The following is a 21902-nucleotide window of genomic DNA, read 5'->3' on the forward strand; positions in this document are numbered from 1 at the left end:
TCTCAGCTTATCAGATGTTTTCCCTGCCGTTCACCGGCCGATTTCCCATCCGAATTTCCCGCTGAGCGGGTGGCTTGCCGGGCCGCATCCTGGTGGATGCCTCTCCTCGGCCTGCCGTGTCGTAGACACTACGCCTGGTCCGGGCTGTTGTCCAGCCCGTCCCAACCGTTCGAATCTACTAGCCGGTCGGTTCCGTGTCAACGGCTCCGGCGGCATGTGGAGAAGACTACCAGCTCTGGAGGGGTCATCCCGCCACCGGCTGGGCGTCGCCGCGGTCGGCGGCCTCCAGGTCGCCGATCTCGCCGGCGGCGGCCGCGCGGCGGCCCAGGACCAGGGCGTAGAACAGGAAGAGCACCTCGGCCAGGGATCCGATGCCGATCCGGGCCCAGGTGGGCAGCCCGGACGGAGTCACGAAGGCTTCGAGGCAGCCGCTCACCAGCAGCACGGCGGCCAGGCCGATCGCCATGCCGATCACCGCACGCCCCTCCTCCGCGAGGGCGGCCGAGCGGGTGCGCGGGCCCGGATCGATCACCGTCCAGCCCAGGCGCAGGCCCAGGCCGGCCGCGACGAAGACCGCCGTCAGCTCCAGCAGGCCGTGCGGCAGCAGCAGGCCGAGGAAGAGGTCGAGTCGCCCGGCGGAGGCCATCAGGCCCAGCCCGATCCCGAGGTTGAGGATGTTCCCGGCGAGCACCCACAGCACCGGCAGCCCGAGGAACACTCCGAAGACCAGGCACATCGCGGCGACCCGGGCGTTGTTCGTCCACACCTGGGCGGCGAACGAGCTGGCCGGGCGGTCGGTGTAGTAGGTCTCGTACTCACCGCCGGGGCGGGTCATCTGGCGCAGCTCGGCGGGGGTCGCCAGGCTGTCGCGGACCGCGGGGTGGGTGGCGACCCACCAGGCGATCAGTGCGGCGGCGAGCAGCGAAACCACGGCTATCGGCACCCACCAGCGGCGCGAGCGGTAGAGCGCGGCGGGGAAGCTCACCGTGAAGTAGCGGGCGGCGTCCCGCCAGCCGGCCGAGCGGCTGCCGGTGACGGCGTTGCGGGCGCGGGCGACCAGCGTGGTCAACCGCCCGACCAGGGCCGGGTCCGGCGCCGTGGCCTGGACCCGGGCGAGGTGGCCGGTGACCCGCTGGTAGAGCAGCACCAGCTCGTCGGCCTCCTCGCCGCTGAGCCGCCGGCGCTTGCTGAGGACCTCAAGGCGGGCCCACTGCGCCTGATGGGCGGCGACGAAGACGTCCAGGTCCATGGGCGGGCTCACTCCAGATCACGGCGGGCGGTGGCGGCAGGGGTCAGCTTGCCAGACCGGCCGGACCGAGGACGGCCCTTCCCGGCCTCCGGGCGGCCCCGTATGTTTGGCGCGGACATCGGGGGCGGGCCGAGCGGCACGGCCTCCCGGAGCGGCGGCGAGTTCGGAGCGGACGGGCGGGTGCAGTGAGCGACCTGGTGACGGGTGAGGCCGTGGTTCTCGGCCTGCGGACGGCGAAGCTGCCGAGCAGGGCGCTGGCGGTGCTCATCGACCTGGTGGTCGAGGTCGGCGGGGGCTTCCTGATCACGATGGTGCTGCTGGCCGTGCTGAGCGGTCTGGACGATGCGGCGGCGGCCGCGCTGGCGGTCTGCCTGATGGTCCTCTTTCTGGTGGCCGTGCCGGTGGCGGTGGAGACGCTGAGCCGGGGCCGGTCGCTGGGGAAGCTCGCGTTGGGGCTGCGGGTGGTGCGGCTGGACGGCGGGCCGATCCGGTTCCGGCACGCCCTGGTGCGGGGACTCGTCGCCACCATGGAAATCATGGGCACCATGGGTGTGCCGGCCGCGATCACCTCGCTGGTATCGGCGGACGGGCGCCGACTCGGCGACATCTTCGCCGGCACCCTGGTGGTGCGGGAGCGGGTTCCCGCCGCCGGCACGCCGGTGGTGGCCGCGCCGCCGCAACTCCTGGCCGCCCTGGGGAACGACCTGGTCCGCCTGGACCTGTCCTCGGTGCCCCCGGGGCTGTGGTTGGTGATCCGCCAACTTCTCAGTCGAACAGCGCAGTTGGACGAGGCGGCAGCGTTGCGGATGGCGCACCGGCTGGCCGGCGACCTGGCCGCCCAGGTGCACTGGCCGGTGCCACCGGGCCTGCATCCGGCGCTCTACCTGAGCGCGGTGCTGACCGAGCGGCAGCGCCGTGACTGGCAGCGGACGGCGGTGGCCTCCCCCTGGAACGCGAGTCCGCAGCCGGTGCCGGTGTCCGTGGCCCAGCCGGTGCCGGTGTCCGTGGTCCAGCCGGTGCCGCAGCCGTTGACGCCCGGAAGCTTCGCCCAGCCGCCGGGCTGGGGCGCGGCGGCACCTGCGATGCCGCCAGGTGCGCCGGTGCCGGGCCCGTTGACACGCGCCACGCCGATGCCGGTGGCACCCGTCACCCCCGCCGCGCCGGCACCCGCGCCCACCGCCTTCACCGCACCGCCGGCACCCGCGCCACCCGTCACCCCCGCCACGCCGGCACCCGCCTTCACCGCACCGCCGGCACCCGCGCCACCCGTGGCCCCCGCGCCCCCCGTGCCCCCACCCGCCGCCGACGGCGGCACCACCAGCGGCGGCACCGGCTTCGCGCCCCCCGGCTGACCGTCAGTCGCCGTACCGCCAGGGGTTCGGCGGCGCGTCCAGCTCCTCCAACTCGATGCCGGGCGCGGCGAGGAGCACGTCCCCCGCCAGGTGGATCTCCCGCTGCTCGCCGGTCTCCAGGTCGGCCACCTGGTAGTGCTCCACCCGCAGTGGCCCGCTGTCCGTGGGGTGCTCCTCCACCGAGCGGAGCGTCCAGCCCTGGTCGAAGGTGCGTGGCGCCAGGGCCGTCCCGGTGAAGGAGACCAGGCGCACCCGGGCGGCGGCCCCCTCGTCGAGGCGGAGCAGCCGTGCGGTGGCGATCAGGAAGGCCGGCGAGTCGCCGCTGAAGCCGTGCGCCCGGTCGTGGCCCTCGGTGGCGGCCGCGCCGGTCGGGTCGGCGGCGGCGGAGCGGACCCAGGCGACGCCGTCCACGGCTCCCCCGCGCACCTGCCAGCCGCCGGCCCGCAGCTCCATCCGCAGCGGGCGGCTGCGCGAGTCCAGGGTGAGGTCGACGCTGCCCAGCAGGCTGCCGTCCAGGGCGTGGCTCTTGGCCACGTAGCGCCAGCCGGCCGGGCCGGGGGCGCAGCTGAACCGCTCCTCGCCGAGGAGGGTCTGGTCGTGCGGGTCGTGGAGCGAGTAGCGGCCGTTCGGCATGAGTCGACAGCCTACGTGCAACCTCCGGGCGGTCCGGCCGCATCAGCAGGTCGGACAGCGCGGTGAGCACTGTCGAGGAGAGGAGTGGCCGTCTATGGCCAAAGCGGAGCGGGACGCAGAATTCACCGAATTCGTGTCGTCCCGGGCGGCGTGGCTGCGCAAGGTCGCGTTCCTGCTGTGCGGGGACTGGCACCGGGCGGACGACCTGGTGCAGGAGACCATCACCCGGCTCTACACCTCCTGGGGGCGGGTCCGGCGCGCGGAGAACATGGACGGCTACGCCCGGCGGACCTTGGTGAACGTCTTCCTGTCCGAGCAGCGGCGGGGCTGGCACCGGTTCACCAGCAGCCAGGCGGCGGTGCACGAGGAGGTGTCCGTCGACCTCGATCTCGCCCGCGACCTCGATCTGCGGCGTGCGCTCGCCGCGCTCCCGGCCAGGCAGCGCACCACGGTGGTGCTGCGCTACTACTGCGACCTCTCGGTGGAGCAGACCGCCGAGGCGCTGGAATGCTCCACCGGCAATGTGAAGAGCCAGTCCTCGCGGGGGCTGAACACGCTACGCCAACTGCTGACGATGTGCTCGAAGGTGCCTGTGGAGGGGCTGTCGTGATGCCCGAGGAAATCCCCGAACTGATGGAGCAGCTGATCGACTTGGCGGAGACCGGGGCCCCGGGGAGCCGGGTGGACGCGGAGCTGGCGATCCGCGTCGGGCGCGGCCGGCGGCGGCGCCGGCGGTTCGCGATCGGCTCGGCGGCCGCGGTGCTGGCGTTCGGGGTGGGCGCACTGACCGTGCTTCCGGCGGTCGGGCACCACACCCGGGTCGTTCCGGCGATGTCGGCCGGCGCGCCGGTCTCGGACGGTGCGTCGCCCAGTCCGACGAGCTCCTACTTCGCGGCGGCCTCCATGCCGGAAGGGTCCACGGATCCGGACAAGTACGTGCCGGCGCTGGGCAGCGACCCGCTGGTATCGGAGGCATCCTTCGGTTGGCTGCCGAGCTGGGCGGTCGGTGGGAGCAGCGGAACCACCTACGCGAGCGGCTACGCGGGGGGCGTAGATACGGCGCTGACCGGCGCGGGCGCCACGCTGACCGAGAGCCTCGAGGCCCCCGGTGTCCGTCTCACGCTCTACCCGGCGACCGCCACGTCGCAACCGCCGGCGCTCAGTACCCTGCCGCCATCGATGCTGCAGCCGGCCGACCCGGTGAACGGGCGGCAGGCGTACTGGGTGGCCGACGGGAGCCCGCCGGCGAACCCGCGGCTGCAGTGGCTGACGGACACCGGCCGCTGGGCCGAGCTGACGGGAACCCGGCTGCCGGGCCCGGATCCACGGACGGCCCTCCACCGGATCGCCGAGAACGTGCGGACGACCGCTCGGCAGGTCCCGCTCCCGGTCTGGTTCTCGGGCCTGCCGCTCGACTTCAAGCTGTCGGCCACCGACCTGTTCGAACCGAACCCGGGCAGCAGCGCGCCCTGGTCGCTGCAGCTGCGCTTCACGCACGGGAACGCCCGGATCGTCGTCCTGGTCCAACGGGCTCTGTCGGCCCAGGACCCGTCAGCCGGTCTCACCCCCTCCGCGCCGCCCGGCGCGCAGACCTGCGCCACCCGGGACGGCGTGCGGATCTGCGTCGCCGAGGAGGGCGCGGACCAGATGATGGCCGAGGTCGGGTCCGAAGCCGACCTGTTGGCCCACTTCCACCTGCTCGGCACCGACCAGAGCGCCTGGACCACCCTGGTGCAGCGCTGACCGCCCGCCCCCGAACGGCCGATGGGCCGGCGCACCTCGCGGCGCTCCGGCCCATCGACGCCTGACCGTGCGTCAGTAGCGGTACTGCTCCGACTTGTACGGGCCCTCGACCTGGACGCCGATGTAGTCGGCCTGCTCCTGGGTCAGGGTGGTGAGCTTGACGCCCAGCGCGTCCAGGTGGAGGCGGGCGACCTTCTCGTCCAGGTGCTTGGGCAGCACGTACACGCCGATCGGGTACTGCTCGGTCTTGGTGAACAGCTCGATCTGCGCGATCGTCTGGTTGGCGAACGAGTTGGACATCACGAACGACGGGTGACCGGTCGCGTTGCCCAGGTTCAGCAGCCGGCCCTCGGACAGGACGATGATCGTCTTGCCGTCCGCCTTGCGCCACTCGTGCACCTGCGGCTTGACCTCGGTCTTCACCACACCCGGCAGCTTCGCCAGGCCGGCCATGTCGATCTCGTTGTCGAAGTGGCCGATGTTGCCCACGATCGCCTGGTGCTTCATCCGCTCCATGTGGGAGGCCAGGATGATGTCCTTGTTGCCGGTCGTGGTGATGAAGATGTCGGCGGTCTCGACGACGTCCTCGAGGGTGGTCACCTGGTAGCCGTCCATCGCCGCCTGCAGCGCGCAGATCGGGTCGATCTCGGTGACGATCACCCGGGCGCCCTGGCCGCGCAGCGACTCGGCGCAGCCCTTGCCCACGTCGCCGTAGCCGCAGACCACGGCGACCTTGCCGCCGATCAGCACGTCGGTGGCCCGGTTGATGCCGTCGATCAGCGAGTGCCGGCAGCCGTACTTGTTGTCGAACTTGGACTTGGTCACCGAGTCGTTGACGTTGATCGCCGGGAACAGCAGCTTGCCGTCCCGGTGCATCTCGTACAGCCGGTGCACGCCGGTGGTGGTCTCCTCGGTCACGCCCTTGATGGTGGCGGCGACCTCGGTCCACTTGCGCGGGGACTCGGCCAGGGTGCGGTTGAGCAGCTCCAGGATGATCCGGAACTCGTCGTTGTCGGCGGTCGACGGGTCCGGCGCGGCGCCGGCCTTCTCGAACTCGACACCCTTGTGGATCAGCAGGGTGGCGTCACCGCCGTCGTCCAGGATCATGTTCGGGGTCTGGCCGTTCGGCCAGGTCAGCGCCTGCTCGGTGCACCACCAGTACTCCTCCAGCGTCTCGCCCTTCCAGGCGAAGACCGGGATGCCCCGGGGGTCCTCCGGGGTGCCCTCGGGGCCGACCGCGACGGCGGCGGCGGCGTGGTCCTGGGTGGAGAAGATGTTGCAGGAGCACCAGCGGACCTCGGCGCCCAGCGCCACCAGGGTCTCGATCAGCACGGCGGTCTGCACGGTCATGTGCAGCGAGCCGGTGATCCGGGCGCCGGCCAGCGGCTGGGCGGCCGCGAACTCCTTGCGAATGGCCATCAGGCCGGGCATCTCGTGCTCGGCGAGCTGGATCTCCTTGCGGCCGAAGGGGGCCAGGGAAAGGTCGGCTACCTTGAAGTCGCCGGTGGTGTTCGACATGCGGGGTTGCTCCTCGCTGCGGGTGGTCCGGTGGGTACGGGTGTGCTGGACGGCGGGGCGGCCCGGCGGGGCGCTCCGCTGCGCGGCACAAGCCGTCGGAGGACCTCTCTCCCTCGACCCGGTTCGGATCGACCGCCATCAGCAGCGACGTTTGACACCGTCCACGAATCTACACCGCCCGGGCGCGGTGGCGCGGGCGGATCACGGGTTTCGCACCGGATCCGCCCGCACCGCGCGGGTCAGAGCGTGACGGTGGCGCGGAACACGGTGCCCTGCCCGGTCAGCGCGGTGGTCCGGCCGGTGGCCGGCAGGTAGGCGGACTGACCGCGGTTCAGCTCCAGGGCCCGCCCGTCGGCGTCGGTCAGGGTGGCGGTGCCGTCGGTGCAGAGCAGGATCTGCGCGGCGCGGCCGTCCACGGTCCGCTCGGTGCCCTCGGTGAGCCGGAAGCGGGAGAGCCGGAACTCGTCGATCGGAACGGGGAAGAGCTCCTCGCCGTCGGCGTCGGCCACCGGGTGCATGACGCCGGGGTCGCCGGCCTCGAAGACCACGACCTTCAGCAGCTCGGGGATGTCGACGTGCTTGGGCGTGAGGCCGCAGCGCAGCACGTTGTCCGAGTTGGCCATGATCTCCACGCCGGTGCCGCGCAGGTAGGCGTGCGGCACGCCGGCGCCGAGGTAGAGCGCCTCGCCCGGCTGCAGCCGGACCACGTTGAGCAGCAGCGCGGCCAGCACTCCGGCGTCGCCGGGGAAGTGGCGGGCCGCGTAGGCGTAACCGGCCCACTCCAGCGCGCGTGGCGAGTCCGGGTGCACGACCAACTGCCGGTCCAGTGCCGCGGCCAGCTCGGTGACGGTGGACGCGATCACCGCGGGGTCGGTGGAGAGCACGGTGGCCAGTGCCTCGCGGAGCGCCTGCTCGGCGGGCTTGGTGCGCAGCAGGTCGATCAGCGGGGCCAGCCCGGGCACCGCCAGCTCCTCCATCAGGGAGGCGGTGGCCAGCGGGTCGCGGAACCCGCACAGGCCGTCGAACTCGTCCAGCGCGCAGATCAGTTCGGGCTTGTGGTTGGCGTCCTTGTAGTTGCGGTGGCCGGCTTCCACCGGTACCCCGGCCGCGTCCTCGGCGGCGAAGCCCGCCTGCGCCTGTTCCCGGCTGGGGTGCACCTGGAGCGAGAGCGGGAGCTCGGCGGCGAGCACCTTGAGCAGGAAGGGCAGGGCCGGGCCGAACTTCTCGACCGACTCCTCGCCCAGCTCGGCGGCCGGGTCCGCGGCGATCACCGTGGCCAGCTCGACCGGCCCGGCACCGCGGTCCAGCCGGGAGGAGTCCCCGGGGTGCGCGCCCAGCCAGAGTTCGGCCTGCGGCTCACCGGAGGGCCGCACGCCGAGCAGCGCCGGGATCGCGGTGGTCGAGCCCCAGGCGTAGGGACGGACGGTGTTGACGAGGCGGTCCATGCTGGGGCCTTGCTCCTAGGTGTCGGTGCGAGTCGGCTGGCTCGCTCTTGACGCGGTCTCGCTGCAACGCTTCTTTCAACGCTTCGCCGACCCTAACCGACTCGGCTCAGTGCCCCGACCCGGTGGCCAGGCCCAGGTAGACGGCCGCGAAGTCGCCGAGCGAGACCAGTTCCGCCAGGGCGGCCAGCGGCTCGGGGCGTTCGGCGGTCAGCTCGGTCAGCCGCACCTCGTGGGCCTCGGCCAGTCGGCGGGCCCGGCGGACCGCGTGCCCGGCCGGTGCCTGGTCCGCGGGCGCGCCGGGTTCGGAGCCCTCGCCTTCCGCCGCGCCGGCCGGCCGCGGGGTGTGCCGCAGCAGCAGGAGTTCCAGGCTGAGCGGCTGCGGCTCCGGCTCCTCGACCCGGTCCCGGAAGAAGTCGTCGGGGTCACCGCCGGCACCGAGTTGACCGCTGAACATGCCGCGGTGGGTGGTGAGCGCCTGCGGCAGCCGTCCGGTGACGGCCGGGCGCCCGGCCCGGTCGGCGAGCATCGCGGCCAGCCGCTCGGCGGCCACCCCGGCGGGCTCGCCGTCGCTCCACAGCAGCGGCACGGTGCCGGCCAGTTGGGCGGCCAGGCCCTTTGCGGGGTTGCGGTAGGCGGGGGCGTCCGGGCGGTGCCGGACCGCCAGCTCGTCCAACAGGTCGGCCAGTGCGGGCAGTTCCGCCGGTCCGAGCCGCAGCAGGCCGATCCGCTCGGCGAGGGCCAGCAAGGGGGCGAGGAAGGCCCAGAAGGCGCCCGGGTCCTCGGCCGGCAGGTCCGGTTCGGCCGGCGCCGCCACGGGCTCCGCCAGGGCTCCGACCGCATAGGGCAGCGGCAGGGCGCGCACCTGGGCCGCGGCCTCGGCCAGCGGACGGCCCTCGGGCGCGATCACGGTGATCGCGCAGCCGCGTCCGTAGGCCTGCTCGGCGAGCCGGATCAGGCCCTCCTCCACGCCCTCCGCACTGGCCACCACGAGCAGGTCCAACGGCCCTGCCCAGCCCGGCAGTTGCCAGCTCAGCCCGGCGCTGAACGGCTCACTGGGCAGCACGTCGACGGCGGCCAGCGGATACACCAGGCCGGCACCGCCGACCAGTGCGGCCAGCGCCCGCCCCGCCGTCAGCGCACCGTCGGGCCCGGCGACCAGCACGGCGCGCGGCCGGCCTTCCGGGCGCAGCGCGTCCAGTCCCGCGGCCCGGGCCAGCCGCAGTGCGGTGCGGACCCGGGCGCCGGAGCCGGCCAGGGCGAGCAGGGCGTGGTCCCGGTCGGCGCGCTGGAGGGCGGCCGGATCGTCGAGCAGGCTGTCGTCGAGCATGCGGCTGGACCTCCGGGTCCGCTCGGGGGTGCGGGACGGACGAGCAGGATCAGGCGGGGCGACGGGCCTCGTCGACCAGCAGCACCGGGATGCCGTCGCGCACGTCGTAGCGCAGGCCGCAGTCGGTGCCGGTGCAGACCAGCTCCGGGGCGTCCGCGGTGCCGCCCTCGACCAGCTTGGCGTGGCACTGCGGGCAGACCAGGATCTCCAGCAGGAACGGTTCGAGCGTCATGGTGCTGCTCCGTGGGTCGGTGGGCTTGGCGGCAGGGCGCGGCGCGCCCCGGCCGGTGGTCAGCCTACCGGCCTGGGCGCGCCGCCCCGTAGATCAGGCGCGGACGATCGCCAGCACGGCGTCGCGCAGCTCGGCCACCTTGGCCCGGTCCTTCGCCTCGACGTTCAGGCGCAGCAGCGGCTCGGTGTTGGAGGCGCGCAGGTTGAACCACCAGTCGGCGCCGGCGATGGTCAGGCCGTCCAGCTCGTCGACGCTGACGCCCTCCAGCGACGCGTAGGCGGCCTTGACCTCGGCGGTCTTGGCGGCCTGGTCGGCGACCTCGCTGTTGATCTCGCCGGAGGCGGCGTAGCGGTCGTACTCCTCGGTCAGCGCGGACAGCGTGCCCGGCTGGCCGCCGAGCGCGGCGAGCACGTGCAGCGCGGCGAGCATGCCGGTGTCGGCGCGCCAGAAGTCGCGGAAGTAGTAGTGCGCGGAGTGCTCGCCGCCGAAGACGGCGTCGGTCTCGGCCATCCGCTGCTTGATGAAGGAGTGGCCGACCCGGGTCCGGACCGCCTGGCCGCCGTGCTCGGCGACCACCTCGGGCACCGTCCACGAGGTGATCAGGTTGTGGATGATGGTGGGGCGCTCCTCGCCGGCGGCCTTGGCCCGGGCCAGCTCGCGCACCGCGACCAGGGCGGTGATGGCGGACGGGGAGACCGGCTCGCCGCGCTCGTCGATCACGAAGCAGCGGTCGGCGTCGCCGTCGAAGGCCAGGCCGATGTCGGCGCCGACCTCCTTGACCTTGGCCTGCAGGTCGACCAGGTTCTTCGGGTCGAGCGGGTTGGCCTCGTGGTTGGGGAAGGTGCCGTCCAGCTCGAAGTACATCGGGACGACCTCCAGCGGCAGACCGGCGAAGACGGTCGGCACGGTGTGGCCGCCCATGCCGTTGCCCGCGTCGACCGCGACCTTGAGCGGGCGGATGCCGGTCAGGTCGACCAGGCCGCGCAGGTGGTCGGCGTAGCCCTGCAGGGTGTCCTGCCGGGTGAGCACGCCCGGCTTCGCGTCGACGGCCGGGATGGACACGGTGTCGTCCTCGGCGATCCACGACTGGACCAGGTCGCGGATGTCGGCCAGCCCGGTGTCCTCACCGACCGGGGCGGCGCCGGCCCGGCACATCTTGATGCCGTTGTACTGCGCCGGGTTGTGGCTGGCGGTGAACATCGCGCCGGGCAGGTCGAGCTTGCCGCTGGCGTAGTAGAGCTGGTCCGTGGAGCACAGGCCGATCTCGGTGACGTCGGCACCGCGGGCGGCCGCGCCCTCGGCGAAGGCCCGCGACAGGCTCGGCGAGGAGGGACGCATGTCGTGGCCGACCACGATCGCCGTGGCGCCGGTGACCTGCACGAATGCGGCGCCGAAGGCACGGGAGAGGTTCTCGTCCCACTGGTCCGGCACGACGCCTCGGACGTCGTACGCCTTCACGAGCTGCTTGAGGTCGCGCACTGCGGATCCACCTTGTGTGTGTTTTGGGCCGGCTGGCCCACGGTCACGATACGTCGGCTCGGGTGCGCGGACCGCTGAGGGTGCACCCGCGAGAGGGCAGCAGCGTACCCGGTGATCGTGACCGGATCGGAACGCTCGGCGCTCGCCGCCGGTACTGTGCTCGGTCGGCGGGGTCTCAGTTCTCCGGGGAGCGCAGCACCCGCAGGTGGCCGCGCCGGCCGGCCTCCACCGGCTCGCCGTCGGCGGTGCGGACCGGGCGGGGCCCGCGCTCCTGCGGCCGGGCGGCCTCCCGGACGGCGTTGGCCAGCGCCTCCAGGTCGTCGCTGGAGCGGCGCACCGGTCCGCCCTCGGTGGCGAGCCGGACCACCTCCCAGCCGCGCGGCGCGGTGAGCCGCTCGGCGTGCTCGGCGCACAGGTCGTAGCAGTGCGGCTCGGCGTAGGTGGCGAGCGGGCCCAGCACCGCCGTGGAGTCGGCGTACACGTACGTCAGCGTCGCCACGGCCGGACGGCCGCACGCGGTCCGCGAACAACGACGTACAGGGCTCACAGGGGTGGACGGTACCGCACCTTCGCCCGACTGGCTAAGACCGGCCGGTCGCGGCCGGTTCGTGTCGCGTGGGAGTGCGCCCGGATCGGTGCTCATGTGGTCCAATTCCCAGCCTCCAAGGACTACGCTCGTCATTGATATGGACAGCTCCGTACCGCAACCGCCCGCCGCGTCCGCCGCACCCGGGCCGCCGCGCCCCCGGCGCCGCGACCGGCACGGCCGTGGCCTGCGCGGCCCGCTGGCCCCGCCGCAGGTGCCGATCTCGCTGACCAGGTCCGAGCTGTTCGAGGACTACATCCGCGAGTCGGTGGAGCGGCTGGAGCGCCGCTGGCCCCAGCTGATCGACGTCGAGTTCGAGGTCGCCGAGGTGCCGGAGGAGACCGGCGGCGAGGCCGGCCCGGGTCTGGACGGGGTGCCGCTGGGCCGGGTGGTGACGGCCCGCCAGGGCGCCAAGAGCCGGATCACGATCTACCGCCGCCCGGTGGAGATCCGGGCCAAGTCCCGCGATGACCGGGCGGCGCTGGTGCACGAGATCCTGATCGAGCAGGTCGCCGAGCTGCTCGGGCTCTCGCCGGACGCCATCGACCCCCGCTACGACGAGGACTGACCCGAGCCGTCGCGCGGGGGCCTGCCGGGCGCCGCTCAGTGCAGCAGCACGCCCGGGTCCTGCTGGGCCTGCGGCACCTGCACGAAGCTGTGGTCGTCCTGCAGCGCCTGGATGGTGAACATCGGCACGTTGTCGGTGTTCACCGCGAGCATCCGGGCCGCGACGACCCCGGAGCCGGAGGTGGTCTCCACGGTCAGGCCGAAGCTGCCGTTGCCGCCCGACGGCTCGGGGGACGCCAGGCCGACCGTGGCGCCGGCCGGGATCTGCACGTCCTTGCTGGTCGGGGTGCCGCCGCCGGTGCTCGCCGAGGCCGTCACCCGGACCGTGGCGGCGTCACCGGTGGCGGTGAGCAGCAGGGTGGACACCCCGCCGCCGCGCGAGTCCGCCACGGTGGCGCGCTTGCCGACCGGGCCGGCGCCGGTGATCCAGGCCGAGTCGGACTTGCCGCCGCCGGCCCGGTCCACCCGGACGGTGGCGATCACCGGGGTGGCGCGGGACGGGTCGCTGGGCGTCAGCCGCAGCGCCGAGATCTGCTGGCGGTTGAGCTGGCCGAGGTCGATGGCGGAGACCATGCCGGCCTTGACGTGGATCGTCCCCTGGCCGTTGGCGAGCACCGGGGAGAACCAGCCGTTCTGGCCGGAGAGCTGGATCTTCAGGTCGGCGTCGTCGTCGCTGCCGGGCGCCGCCACCACCAGGTGGGCCGCCGAGAGGTCGCCGGGCAGGCCGGGCACCACCACGGTGGACGCGGGATCGGCCGAGGCCGGGATCCAGTCGGAGCCGGCCGAGCCGTCGGAGGCGTGCAGGTAGGCGCCGACCCGCCCGCTGCGCACCCGTACCTCCACCGCCAGGTCGGCGGTCGAGGCGTTGGTCAGCGTGGTGAGCAGCACGCTCTGCGAGGTGCCCGGGGCGATGCTGATGCCGGTGCCGGCGTCACCGGTGTCGATCGGACCCTGGTCGCCGTAGAGCTTGACGTCGACCACGGCGGAGGTGGCCTCGGCGTCGGTCAGGCTGAGGTAGTCCTTGCGGTTGCCGGCCGTACTGGCGCCGGCGAACCAGAAGTGGGTGCCGGACGGGGTGCAGGTGACCCCCGACATGCCCGTGCCGCGCTGGTCGGTGACGGTGGTGGTCTGGGTGACCGTGAAGCCGGGGGCCAGCGCGCCGGTGGCGACCGCCGTGCTGCCCGGTGTGGTGTCGCCGCCGGCGGCGGTGGCGCTGACCGGGACGCCGGGCTTGGCCAGGGTGATCAGGGCGCTCGCCGGCTGGCCGGCCGCCGGGGAGCCGCTCGGCGCGGGCGAGCCGGAGGACGCCGGGGAGCCGGAGGGCGCCGGGGAGGACGGCGAGCCCGCCGGCGCATCGGCCGGCGGCGGCGCGGCGGTGGTCACCGTCGCGGTGCCGCTCCCGGTGCCGACGGCGTCGGCGGGGGTGATCGCAGTGATCTGGGTGGTGCCGGTCATCCCCTGCATCGGCTGGGGGCAGACCACCGCGGTGCGCTCGACCTGGGCGGCGGTGGCGCTGCCGGCGGGCCGGGCGCTGGGCGCGGCCGGATGGCGCAGCTCGGCCACGCCGAAGACCACGGCGAGCACGGCGGCGCAGGCCAGCAGCGAGCGGCCGGTGCGGCTGCCGCCGCCCGACGCGCCGCCGGCCTGGCGGTCCGGGTTGATGGCGGGCATCTTCATCGCGGGTCAGCTCCGTCGTGGCGCGGGTGGCCGCCGTAGGCGGGGTCCTCGTGCTGGGTCTGGCCGGGCAGCCAGGGCTGCTGGTGGCCGTCGGCCTGGTAGCCCTGCTGCGGATAGCCGCCGTAGCCGTACTCGGCGGGGTAGGGCTGGGCGTACGGGTCGGCCTGGTAGCCGCCCTCGGGGAAGGGCTCGGTGGTGTACGCCTCGGCGGGGTGGGCCTCGGCCTGGTAGGGCTGGGCGTAGCTCTGGTACGGCTGCTGGGCCGCGTACGGGTCGTAGCCGTACGGGTCGGCCTGCTGGTAGTCGGCCGGCTGGTAGGGCTGCGCGGCGTACGGGTCCGGCTGGGCGGCGACCGGCTCGGCCATCGGGTACGGCTCGGTGCCCGGCTGGGCGGGGGTGGCCGTCGGGCTGCCGTAGACGCCGTCGTCGGGGTCGGCGCTCCCGCCGCCGCCCTCGGTCTCGCCGCGTTCGGCCATCCGGCGGGCCCGGCGGCTGCCGGGCAGCGGGGGCGCCTGGTTCTGGGCGGCCAGCGCGGCGGCGGCCACCACCTCCTCGGGCAGGTCGTCGTCCTTGGTGGAGCGGCGGCCGGGCAGTGCCAGCACCAGCAGCACCAGGCCGAGCAGCAGCTGGGCCGCGATCCAGCCGGTGTGCGCCAGCGGGGTGCCGCGGGTGACGGCGAGGGTGCCGCCGCCGGCGGGCAGCTGGAAGCCCTGGGCCCAGCCGTCCAGCGTGACCGGGGTGAGGCGGGTGCCGTTCAGGGTGGCCTGCCAGCCGGGGTCGGCCTGCTCGGCCAGTCGCAGCATCCGGCCGGCCGGGCCGGCCGGGATCGTGGCGTGCACGGTCTGGTCGCCGGACGCCACCTTGACCGGGGCGGCGCCGGGGGCGGTGATCACCGCCCGGGCCACCGGCACCCCGGTCACCTGCCAGATCGCGGTGCCGTTGTCCTGGCTCACCGGGCTCAGCCCGGGGGTGGTGTCGAGCACGCCGCTGACCTTGGCGATCATCGGGTCCTGGACCAGCACGTAGCCGATGCCGTAGCCGGCCAGCGCGCTCGCCTGGTCGGCGCCGGAGCTGGCCAGCAGGCTGCCGACCAGCTTGGCCGGCCCGTCGCCGGTGGTGCCGCCCGGGTCGACGGTGCCCTCGGCCTGGCCGAGGGACAGACCGGAGCCGCGGACGATCGCGAACCGGACCGAGGTGGCCTGGGCGTCGCCGGAGAGCACCAGGGCGCGCGGGTGGTCACCGGTGGCGGACTCGGCCGCCACGAAGGCGGGCAGCTGGCCGGCCGCACCGCGGTGCAGCGGGCCGCCGGAGCCGGAGACGGCCCACCACAGGGCGGTGCCGACCGGCGCCAGCACGGCGGCGGCCAGCACCAGCGCGGCCACCGGCTGGCGCCAGCCGAAGGCGATGCCGGCCACCCGGGCGTTGGCCCCGTCGGCGCCGATCGCGGCGGCGGCCAGCAGGGCGATGCCGGCCAGCAGGGTGGCCGGGCCGGCCCAGGCCGCCACCGGCAGACCGCCGGAGGCCGGGGTGATGCTGGTGCCGGCCACCACCACGGCGAAGACCAGGCCGGCCCCGGCCGCGCCCCAGGCCGCCAGCACCGCGCGGCGCCGGTCGGCGCGCAGCAGCGCGGCGAGGGCGGCCAGCAGCACACCGGCCGACAGCCAGACCGGCGGTACCCCGGCCCCGCCCGGGTTGACCAGCAGCAGCCCGACCGGCCGGGCCGCGGGACCGTTGAAGCCGGGCAGGCCGGCCTCCAGCAGCAGCCGGGACGGGTGCGTCAGCAGCCCCAGCGACCACGGCGCGAGCACCACGATCGGCAGCACCAGGATGGCGGCCACCCGCAGGCCCAGGGAGCGCAGCACGGCCGGCCCGCTGCCGTACGCCCCGCCGCGCACCATGGCGACGGCCAGTATGGCCAGCGTCAGCGGCACGGCGATCGCCCACATCAGCGGCACGAAGGCGGTGCAGACGGTGAGCAGGGTGACGGTCATCCAGGTGGACCGCCAGCCGGGCCGGGCGCCCCGCGCGGCGGTCTCCCGGCGGATGCCGAGGCCGGCCGCGATGGCGGCGGCGCGGGCCAGCGGCGGCAGCAGCACCACCAGCACGGCGGTGCCGATCCGGCCCTGGGCGATGGCCCCGGTGGCGGCGGGCAGCAGCGCGTAGCCGGCGCTGGCCCAGGCGCGCACCAGCTTGGAGCCGAGCAGCGGCCGGGAGACCAGGTAGGCGCTGACCGCGGCCAGCGGCACCGAGAGCACCAGCAGCAGGGTGACGGCGAGGTTCGCGTTGTCGAGGAGCAGCCAGGACAGGGCCGAGAGCACGGCCAGGTACGGCGGGGCGGTGGCGGTGGAGCCGGAGCCGGTGCCGTGCCAGCTGCCGGCGTACATGTTCCACAGGCCGGACGCGCCGTCGGCGGCGGGCAGCAGCGCGCCGCCGAGCAGCGAGCCGCTGCCCAGCAGGTCGCGGGCGGCGATCAGGGTGAGCAGCAGCAGCACGGCGAACAGCACCGGGGCGGGCCGCCGGGCCAGCTTCTTGAGCAGCGCGAACTGCTCGACCTCCAGCACCTCGTTGTCGTCGTCGCCGCCGGAGGCCTCCAGCGCACTGCCGTGCCGGCCGACCTCGTCGCCGGTGCCGCCGATGCCGAGCGAGGAGATCACGCCCTCGACGGCCAGGCGGGCGGTGGCGCCGGGCGGCGGGAAGAGGCTGCGGTCGTCCAGCGCGTCCAGCGAGCGGGTGCGGGCCCGGTGTTTGCGGGCCCGCAGCAGCCGGGGCATCCGGATCAGCTCGTGGTTGAGGCCGGCGATCTCGTCGTAGGCCTGGCGCGGGTCCTTGCCGAGCAGGTTGGCCAGCACCCGCAGCAGGGTGCCGAGCACCAGCCGCACCAGGACGTAGGGGAAGACCAGGCGGCGGGAGTTGGCGAGCAGCGTGTAGACGGCACCGGCCTTGTCGACCCGGTGCGGGTGGTCGGCCGCGCAGTCGATCGCGCGCCGTTCGCGGCTGGCCGCCTCGGCGTGCCGCAGCACCGCGTCGGGGGCGATCACCACCCGGTGGCCGGCGGCGTTGACCCGCCAGCAGAAGTCGGCGTCGTCGCGCATCAGCGGCAGCGCCCTGTCGAAGCCGCCGAGCTGTTCGAAGACGTCGCGGCGGACCAGCATGCCGGCCGTGGAGACGGCGAGCACCGGGCGGACCTGGTCGTGCTGGCCCTGGTCCTGCTCCCGGCGGTCCAGGCCGGTCCAGCGCCGGCCGGAGCGGGCGATGGTGACACCGACTTCGAGGAGCTGGCGGCGGTCGTACCAGCTGCGCAGCTTGGGGCCGACGACGCCGGCGGACGGCGTGCTGTCGGCGACCTGGAGCAGTCGGCGCAGCGCGTCGGTCTGCGGTTCGCAGTCGTCGTGCAGCAGCCAGAGCCACTCGATCGGCTGGGTCTCGCGACGGCTGCCGTTGTTGAAGTCGTCCTCGGAGGCGAGCGGGTCGCCGAAGTCGTCCCAGCCGCCGGTCACCGGGTCGTAGCCGGAGGGGTCGAGGCTGTAGGGCAGGTCCTCGGGGCGCAGCGGCGGGCTGTTGAAGACCGCCTCGGCGACGGCGGTGCCGAAGCCGGCCCGGCGGCCGAGCACGATCGGGCCGGACTCGGGCAGCCAGTCACCGAGGGTGTCGCGGAGCAGTTGCGGTGAGGTGTCGGTGCTGCCGGTGTCCACGGCGAGGATGCGTTGCACCTGACGGTCCTGGCCGAGCAGTCCGGCCAGGGCCTGCGGCAGCCAGCGGGCGCCGTCGTGGCTGACGACGACGGCGGTCACCAGGTGGCGCGGGTAGGCGGGCGGCCGGGTGGAGCCGCCGTGGGGCAGCGGGCCGGATGACGGCTGGTCTGGATAGCCGTGCTGGTGGCTGTAGGCAGTCATCGAGTGCGCGGGCCCCGGTTCCGAGTGGACGGCAGGTGGCGCACCACACTAACGGCTTCCGCTGAGCGCCTTGCCCACCGGTGGGGGCTGAGGCTCCGTCACAGGTGGGGGCGCGTGGAATTGCAAAAGCGCCCCGCCATTGTGGCGAGGCGCTTGCCGGACTGCGGTGCAGGCTCTGTGAGCGAAGGCCCTGTATGTGGAGGGCGGACGGATTCTGCGCGAGGGGATGCGGATGACCGGTCGACCGGTCAGACGGCGCTCTTCTTGAGCCGACGGCGTTCGCGTTCGGACAGGCCGCCCCAGATGCCGAACCGCTCGTCGTTGGCGAGGGCGTACTCAAGGCATTCGGAGCGGACCTCGCAGGCCAGGCAGACCTTCTTGGCCTCGCGGGTGGAGCCGCCCTTCTCCGGGAAGAAGGACTCGGGATCGGTCTGCGCGCACAGGGCGCGCTCCTGCCAGCCGAGTTCCTCTTCCTCGTCGATGCCCTCACCGATCAACAGCTCAAAGAGCTCGCTCATTGGCGCGCCTCCTCTGCCCCTCTTGGCGTCCCCGTGCAGGTTGCCGCCGGCTGGTTCAGCCGGACGACACGACTGAAATTACATGTGCGTCACTCTGGCTCAGTCAAGCCGAGCTCTGGTATTAGGTCGCGAATTCACTCCCCGGAACCAAGGCACTACAAATAGTGTACATATCCGGACAGAACGGACTTTCCGCAGCTCGCGGCGGATGCGACGGGTACGACCCCTGACACACCGTCCGCATCAGCAGACGCGCCCGCGGACTGCTCCGGTTGCCGCCGGCGCCGACGGCCGCCACAGTGCCCGGGAACTGACGGAGCGTCCGACCGCACCGGCGGCTCAACCGCCCACTGACGCGGGATCAACCAGGTCAACCGCCTGCCTTCCCGGCTTTCGACACATTGAAACCTAGAGGCCGACTTATCAGCCGATCAAGCAGAATGTCCTGATCATCCCCCTATTGGCGGTACGACCCGGCTTGACACCACGCCCGCCGACCCTGTCTCCTGGGACGCATGTCAGAGTCGATCGCCCAGCCGAGCCGCCATGTGCTGCTCCGCCGTGCCGCGAGCGCTCTGTGTTGCCGTCGCCGCTCCTGTTGTCGCTAGGCGCGTCGGCCCCTCCTTCTGGATCCCCCGGGACTTCTCTCCCCGGCCTCGACGCGCCCGCCCAGGACCACGAGGCCGCCCGTGACCCGTCCGCGGATGCCGGCCGACTCCGTCGACACCCGCGAGGACTCCCGATGCGCGACCGCGACCGCACCCAGCCGGCCCCCACGGCCGTCGCCCGGCCATCCACTGACGGCGACCGGCCCGCCCGCCGCCGCCCCGCCGCGCCCCCGGTGCGCGCCTGGGCCGACGGCCTGAGCGACGTCAGCATCGCCGGCGACCCGCTGGCCTTCCCCCACCTGGCCCGCACCGACCTGCCCGCCCACCCCACCACGGTGGCCGGCTACGCGCGACTGGTCCGCGAGATCGCCGCCGACCGGGACCGCTGGGCCCCACTGGTCCGCTACGACGCGCTGACCCGCTGGTACGCGCGACTGGAGACCGGCCCCGGCTACGAGGTCTGGCTGCTCAGCTGGCTGCCCGGCCAGAGCAGCGGCCTGCACGACCACGGCGCCGCCACCGGCGTGCTGACGGTCGTCCAGGGCGAGCTGGCGGAGCACTCGCGGGGTGACGGCGGCTCGGGCAGCCGCGTCCTGCGCCCCGGCCGGCACCGGGTCTTCTCGGCCGGCTACCTGCACGAGGTGGTCAACGCGACCCTGGAGCCCGCCGTCAGCATCCACCTCTACGCCCCCGGGCTGACCGAGATGAACCAGTACGCCAAGTCGCCCCGGGCGGTCCGGGAGTTGCCCCGGTGGTGACCCTTCGCCACGGCCGGGCTGGCAGGATGAGCGCATGCGTATCGTGGCACTGGCCGGCGGCATCGGGGGCGCACGCTTCCTGCGCGGTCTCAAGGACGTGGTGGGCCCCGACGACGAGATCACCGTCATCGGCAACACCGGGGACGACATCCACCTCTTCGGGCTGAAGGTCTGTCCGGACCTGGACACCGTGATGTACACGCTCGGCGGCGGCATCCACGAGGAACAGGGCTGGGGCCGGGCCGGGGAGACCTTCGCGGTCAAGGAGGAGCTCGTCGCCTACGGCGTCGGACCGTCCTGGTTCGGGTTGGGCGACAAGGACTTCGCCACCCACATCGTGCGCACCCAGATGCTCGGCGCCGGCTACCCGCTGAGCGCGGTCACCGAGGCGCTCTGCGACCGCTGGCAGCCCGGGGTGCGGCTGCTGCCGATGAGCGACGACCGGGTCGAGACCCATGTGCGGATCACCGAGGAGGGCCGCACCCGGGCGGTCCACTTCCAGGAGTACTGGGTCAAACTGCACGCAGCGGTGGACGCCGAGGCGATCATTCCGGTCGGCGCGGACACCGCGAAGCCGGCCCCCGGCGTGCTGGAGGCGATCGCCGCCGCCGACGTGATCCTCTTCCCGCCGTCCAACCCGGTGGTGAGCATCGGCACCGTGCTGGCCGTCCCCGGCATCCGCGAGGCGGTGGTGGCGGCGGCCGCCCCGGTGGTCGGGCTCTCCCCGATCGTCGGCGGCGCCCCGGTGCGCGGCATGGCGGACAAGGTGCTGGCCGCGGTCGGCGTCGAGGCGTCCGCCGCCGCGGTGGCCCGGCACTACGGGGCCGAGCTGCTGGACGGCTGGCTGGTGGACGAGGTCGACGCGGACGCGGTCGAGTCGGTGGCGGCCGCCGGGATCGCCTGCCGGGCGGTGCCACTGCTGATGACCGACCCGGCCGCCACCGCCGCGATGGCGCGGACCGCGCTGGAACTGGCCGAGCAGGTGCGTCGATGACCGAGCCGCTGGACCTGGAGACCGAGCCGCTGGGTCTGGAGGTGCTGCCCGTTCCCGGGCTGCCGGAGATCGAGCCGGACACCGACCTGGGCGCGTTGATCGCCAAGGCGGTGGAGCTGCGCGACGGCGACGTCGTGGTGGTGACTTCGAAGATCGTCAGCAAGGCCGAGGGGAGGATCGTCCAGGCCGAGGACCGCGAGGCGGCGATCGACGCCGAGGCCGTGCGGGTGGTCGCCCGGCGCGGCCGGCTGCGGATCGTCCAGAACCGCAACGGCCTGGTGATGGCCGCCGCCGGCGTGGACGCCTCCAACACCGCGCCCGGCACCGTCCTGCTGCTGCCGGTCGACCCGGACGCCTCGGCCCGGGGCATCCGGGCCCGGCTCCAGGAGCTGACCGGCCGTCGGCTCGGCGTGCTGATCACCGACACCTTCGGCCGGGCCTGGCGCAGCGGGCTGACCGACGTCGCGATCGGCGCGGCCGGCGTGGCGGTGCTGGAGGACCACCGCGGACGGGTCGACAGCCACGGCAACGAGCTGCACATGACCGTCACCGCCACCGCCGACGAGCTCGCCGCCGCCGCCGACCTGGTGAAGGGCAAGGCCACCGGCACCCCGGTCGCGGTGGTGCGCGGCCTGCCCGGCGCGGTCACCGAAGAGGACGGCGACGGGACCAGGCCGCTGATCCGCGACCTGGCGGACGACCTGTTCCGGCTCGGCACCTCGGAGGCGATCCGAACCGCCGTCACCACCCGCCGCACGGTGCGGGAGTTCAGCGACGAGCCGGTGCACGGCGAAGCCGTCCGGCGTGCGGTGGCCGCTGCCGTCACCGCGCCCGCGCCGCACCACACCACGCCCTGGCGGTTCGTGCTGCTGGAGTCCGAGGCCGCCCGCAGCGAGCTGCTGGACGCGATGCTCGCCGCCTGGCGCCGCGACCTGCGCGAGCTGGACGGCTGGGACGAGGAGCGGATCGCCCGCCGCACCGCACGCGGCGACCTGCTGCGCCGGGCGCCGTACCTGGTGGTGCCGTGCCTGGTGACGGCCGGTTCGCACCACTACCCCGATGCGCGCCGGGCCGCCGCCGAGCGCGAGATGTTCACCGTCGCGATCGGCGCGGCCGTGCAGAACCTGCTGGTGACGCTGAGCGGCGAGGGCTACGGGACGGCGTGGGTGTCGTCCACGATGTTCTGCCGGGACACCGTCCGCGACGTCCTCGCCCTGCCGGCCGACTGGGACCCGATGGGCGCCGTCGCGGTGGGCCGCCCGGCCGCGGTGCCCGGGGAGCGTCCGGAACGGGGGGCGGAGGAGTTCGTGGTGGTGCGGTAGG

18 protein-coding genes are annotated in these 21902 nt (G+C 74.1%); 7 read left to right on the top strand and 11 right to left on the bottom strand.

Features of this window, described 5'->3' with window-relative positions:
• Nucleotides 1-244: 244 nt before the first annotated feature.
• Entirely contained in the window at nucleotides 245-1249 is a 1005-nt protein-coding gene (locus LN042_RS32560) for a stage II sporulation protein M (RefSeq protein ID WP_230055045.1), read from the bottom strand.
• 185 nt (nucleotides 1250-1434) lie between these two features.
• Between LN042_RS32560 and LN042_RS37490 the strand changes: the two genes are divergently transcribed.
• Nucleotides 1435-2601 carry an RDD family protein gene (locus LN042_RS37490; RefSeq protein ID WP_308191902.1) on the top strand — a complete coding sequence of 389 codons (1167 nt, stop codon included), beginning with the start codon at nucleotides 1435-1437 and terminating at the stop codon, nucleotides 2599-2601.
• A 3-nt stretch (nucleotides 2602-2604) separates the two neighbouring features.
• Here the strand turns inward: LN042_RS37490 and LN042_RS32570 are convergent, their stop codons facing one another.
• Nucleotides 2605-3234, bottom strand: a complete 630-nt coding sequence (locus LN042_RS32570; RefSeq protein ID WP_230055046.1) for a hypothetical protein — start codon at nucleotides 3232-3234, stop codon at nucleotides 2605-2607.
• Between the two features lie 94 nt (nucleotides 3235-3328).
• On the opposite strand from LN042_RS32570, the gene LN042_RS32575 reads away from it, so the two are divergent.
• Both LN042_RS32575 and LN042_RS32580 read left to right on the top strand, forming a co-directional pair.
• Nucleotides 3329-3844, top strand: coding sequence for a SigE family RNA polymerase sigma factor (locus tag LN042_RS32575; protein WP_230055047.1), 516 nt, complete (start codon nucleotides 3329-3331; stop codon nucleotides 3842-3844).
• Nucleotides 3844-4977, top strand: coding sequence for a hypothetical protein (locus LN042_RS32580; RefSeq protein ID WP_230055048.1), 1134 nt, complete (start codon nucleotides 3844-3846; stop codon nucleotides 4975-4977). The genes LN042_RS32575 and LN042_RS32580 overlap by 1 nt, the downstream gene beginning before the upstream one ends.
• A gap of 72 nt (nucleotides 4978-5049) precedes the next feature.
• Here LN042_RS32580 and ahcY read toward each other — a convergent pair whose 3' ends face one another.
• The 6 genes from ahcY to LN042_RS32610 all read right to left on the bottom strand — a co-directional run bounded on the left by ahcY (nucleotide 5050) and on the right by LN042_RS32610 (nucleotide 11525).
• Entirely contained in the window at nucleotides 5050-6495 is a 1446-nt protein-coding gene (ahcY, locus tag LN042_RS32585; RefSeq protein ID WP_230055049.1) for an adenosylhomocysteinase, read from the bottom strand.
• Nucleotides 6496-6734: 239 nt separating this feature from the next.
• Nucleotides 6735-7940, bottom strand: coding sequence for a mannose-6-phosphate isomerase, class I (manA, locus tag LN042_RS32590; RefSeq protein WP_230055050.1), 1206 nt, complete (start codon nucleotides 7938-7940; stop codon nucleotides 6735-6737).
• Between the two features lie 106 nt (nucleotides 7941-8046).
• Nucleotides 8047-9267, bottom strand: a complete 1221-nt coding sequence (locus LN042_RS32595; protein WP_230055051.1) for an SIS domain-containing protein — start codon at nucleotides 9265-9267, stop codon at nucleotides 8047-8049.
• Nucleotides 9268-9316: 49 nt separating this feature from the next.
• Nucleotides 9317-9499, bottom strand: coding sequence for a Trm112 family protein (locus LN042_RS32600; RefSeq protein ID WP_230055052.1), 183 nt, complete (start codon nucleotides 9497-9499; stop codon nucleotides 9317-9319).
• A gap of 93 nt (nucleotides 9500-9592) precedes the next feature.
• Nucleotides 9593-10978, bottom strand: coding sequence for a phosphomannomutase/phosphoglucomutase (locus tag LN042_RS32605; RefSeq protein ID WP_230055053.1), 1386 nt, complete (start codon nucleotides 10976-10978; stop codon nucleotides 9593-9595).
• Nucleotides 10979-11153: 175 nt separating this feature from the next.
• Nucleotides 11154-11525, bottom strand: a complete 372-nt coding sequence (locus LN042_RS32610; RefSeq protein ID WP_230055054.1) for a DUF3499 domain-containing protein — start codon at nucleotides 11523-11525, stop codon at nucleotides 11154-11156.
• A 139-nt stretch (nucleotides 11526-11664) separates the two neighbouring features.
• Between LN042_RS32610 and LN042_RS32615 the strand changes: the two genes are divergently transcribed.
• On the top strand, nucleotides 11665-12132 hold the full coding sequence (locus tag LN042_RS32615; RefSeq protein WP_230055055.1) for a metallopeptidase family protein: 468 nt from the start codon (nucleotides 11665-11667) through the stop codon (nucleotides 12130-12132).
• Between the two features lie 35 nt (nucleotides 12133-12167).
• Here the strand turns inward: LN042_RS32615 and LN042_RS32620 are convergent, their stop codons facing one another.
• The 3 genes from LN042_RS32620 to LN042_RS32630 form a co-directional block, all read right to left on the bottom strand.
• Nucleotides 12168-13808, bottom strand: coding sequence for a DUF5719 family protein (locus LN042_RS32620; protein WP_230055056.1), 1641 nt, complete (start codon nucleotides 13806-13808; stop codon nucleotides 12168-12170).
• Nucleotides 13805-17701, bottom strand: coding sequence for a glycosyltransferase family 2 protein (locus tag LN042_RS32625; protein WP_230055057.1), 3897 nt, complete (start codon nucleotides 17699-17701; stop codon nucleotides 13805-13807). The genes LN042_RS32620 and LN042_RS32625 overlap by 4 nt, the downstream gene beginning before the upstream one ends.
• A gap of 248 nt (nucleotides 17702-17949) precedes the next feature.
• A complete protein-coding gene (locus LN042_RS32630) occupies nucleotides 17950-18219 on the bottom strand; it encodes a WhiB family transcriptional regulator (protein ID WP_101381549.1) in 270 nt (89 codons plus the stop codon).
• A gap of 742 nt (nucleotides 18220-18961) precedes the next feature.
• Between LN042_RS32630 and LN042_RS32635 the strand changes: the two genes are divergently transcribed.
• Genes LN042_RS32635 through LN042_RS32645 form a run of 3 tightly spaced genes read left to right on the top strand, consistent with a single transcriptional unit; the run spans nucleotide 18962 to nucleotide 21901 of the window.
• Nucleotides 18962-19585, top strand: coding sequence for a cysteine dioxygenase (locus tag LN042_RS32635; RefSeq protein WP_230055058.1), 624 nt, complete (start codon nucleotides 18962-18964; stop codon nucleotides 19583-19585).
• A 34-nt stretch (nucleotides 19586-19619) separates the two neighbouring features.
• Nucleotides 19620-20579 (top strand): 2-phospho-L-lactate transferase, encoded by a 960-nt coding sequence (cofD, locus tag LN042_RS32640; RefSeq protein WP_230055059.1) that lies wholly within the window; start codon nucleotides 19620-19622, stop codon nucleotides 20577-20579.
• A complete protein-coding gene (locus tag LN042_RS32645; RefSeq protein WP_230055060.1) occupies nucleotides 20576-21901 on the top strand; it encodes a coenzyme F420-0:L-glutamate ligase in 1326 nt (441 codons plus the stop codon). Before cofD ends, LN042_RS32645 begins: the two co-directional genes overlap by 4 nt.
• The last annotated feature ends 1 nt before the right edge of the window (nucleotide 21902 follow it).

Source organism: Kitasatospora humi (genome assembly GCF_020907985.1).
Lineage (GTDB): Bacteria > Actinomycetota > Actinomycetes > Streptomycetales > Streptomycetaceae > Kitasatospora > Kitasatospora humi.

Coding starts and splice junctions, on each gene's coding strand:
- LN042_RS32560 (WP_230055045.1), bottom strand. CDS start 1,249: ATGGACCTGGACGTCTTCGTCGCCGCCCATCAGGCGCAGTGGGCCCGC.
- LN042_RS32625 (WP_230055057.1), bottom strand. CDS start 17,701: ATGACTGCCTACAGCCACCAGCACGGCTATCCAGACCAGCCGTCATCC.
- LN042_RS32600 (WP_230055052.1), bottom strand. CDS start 9,499: ATGACGCTCGAACCGTTCCTGCTGGAGATCCTGGTCTGCCCGCAGTGC.
- LN042_RS32630 (WP_101381549.1), bottom strand. CDS start 18,219: ATGAGCGAGCTCTTTGAGCTGTTGATCGGTGAGGGCATCGACGAGGAA.
- ahcY (WP_230055049.1), bottom strand. CDS start 6,495: ATGTCGAACACCACCGGCGACTTCAAGGTAGCCGACCTTTCCCTGGCC.
- LN042_RS32595 (WP_230055051.1), bottom strand. CDS start 9,267: ATGCTCGACGACAGCCTGCTCGACGATCCGGCCGCCCTCCAGCGCGCC.
- cofD (WP_230055059.1), top strand. CDS start 19,620: ATGCGTATCGTGGCACTGGCCGGCGGCATCGGGGGCGCACGCTTCCTG.
- manA (WP_230055050.1), bottom strand. CDS start 7,940: ATGGACCGCCTCGTCAACACCGTCCGTCCCTACGCCTGGGGCTCGACC.
- LN042_RS32635 (WP_230055058.1), top strand. CDS start 18,962: ATGCGCGACCGCGACCGCACCCAGCCGGCCCCCACGGCCGTCGCCCGG.
- LN042_RS32575 (WP_230055047.1), top strand. CDS start 3,329: ATGGCCAAAGCGGAGCGGGACGCAGAATTCACCGAATTCGTGTCGTCC.
- LN042_RS32620 (WP_230055056.1), bottom strand. CDS start 13,808: ATGAAGATGCCCGCCATCAACCCGGACCGCCAGGCCGGCGGCGCGTCG.
- LN042_RS32615 (WP_230055055.1), top strand. CDS start 11,665: ATGGACAGCTCCGTACCGCAACCGCCCGCCGCGTCCGCCGCACCCGGG.
- LN042_RS32645 (WP_230055060.1), top strand. CDS start 20,576: ATGACCGAGCCGCTGGACCTGGAGACCGAGCCGCTGGGTCTGGAGGTG.
- LN042_RS32580 (WP_230055048.1), top strand. CDS start 3,844: ATGCCCGAGGAAATCCCCGAACTGATGGAGCAGCTGATCGACTTGGCG.
- LN042_RS32570 (WP_230055046.1), bottom strand. CDS start 3,234: ATGCCGAACGGCCGCTACTCGCTCCACGACCCGCACGACCAGACCCTC.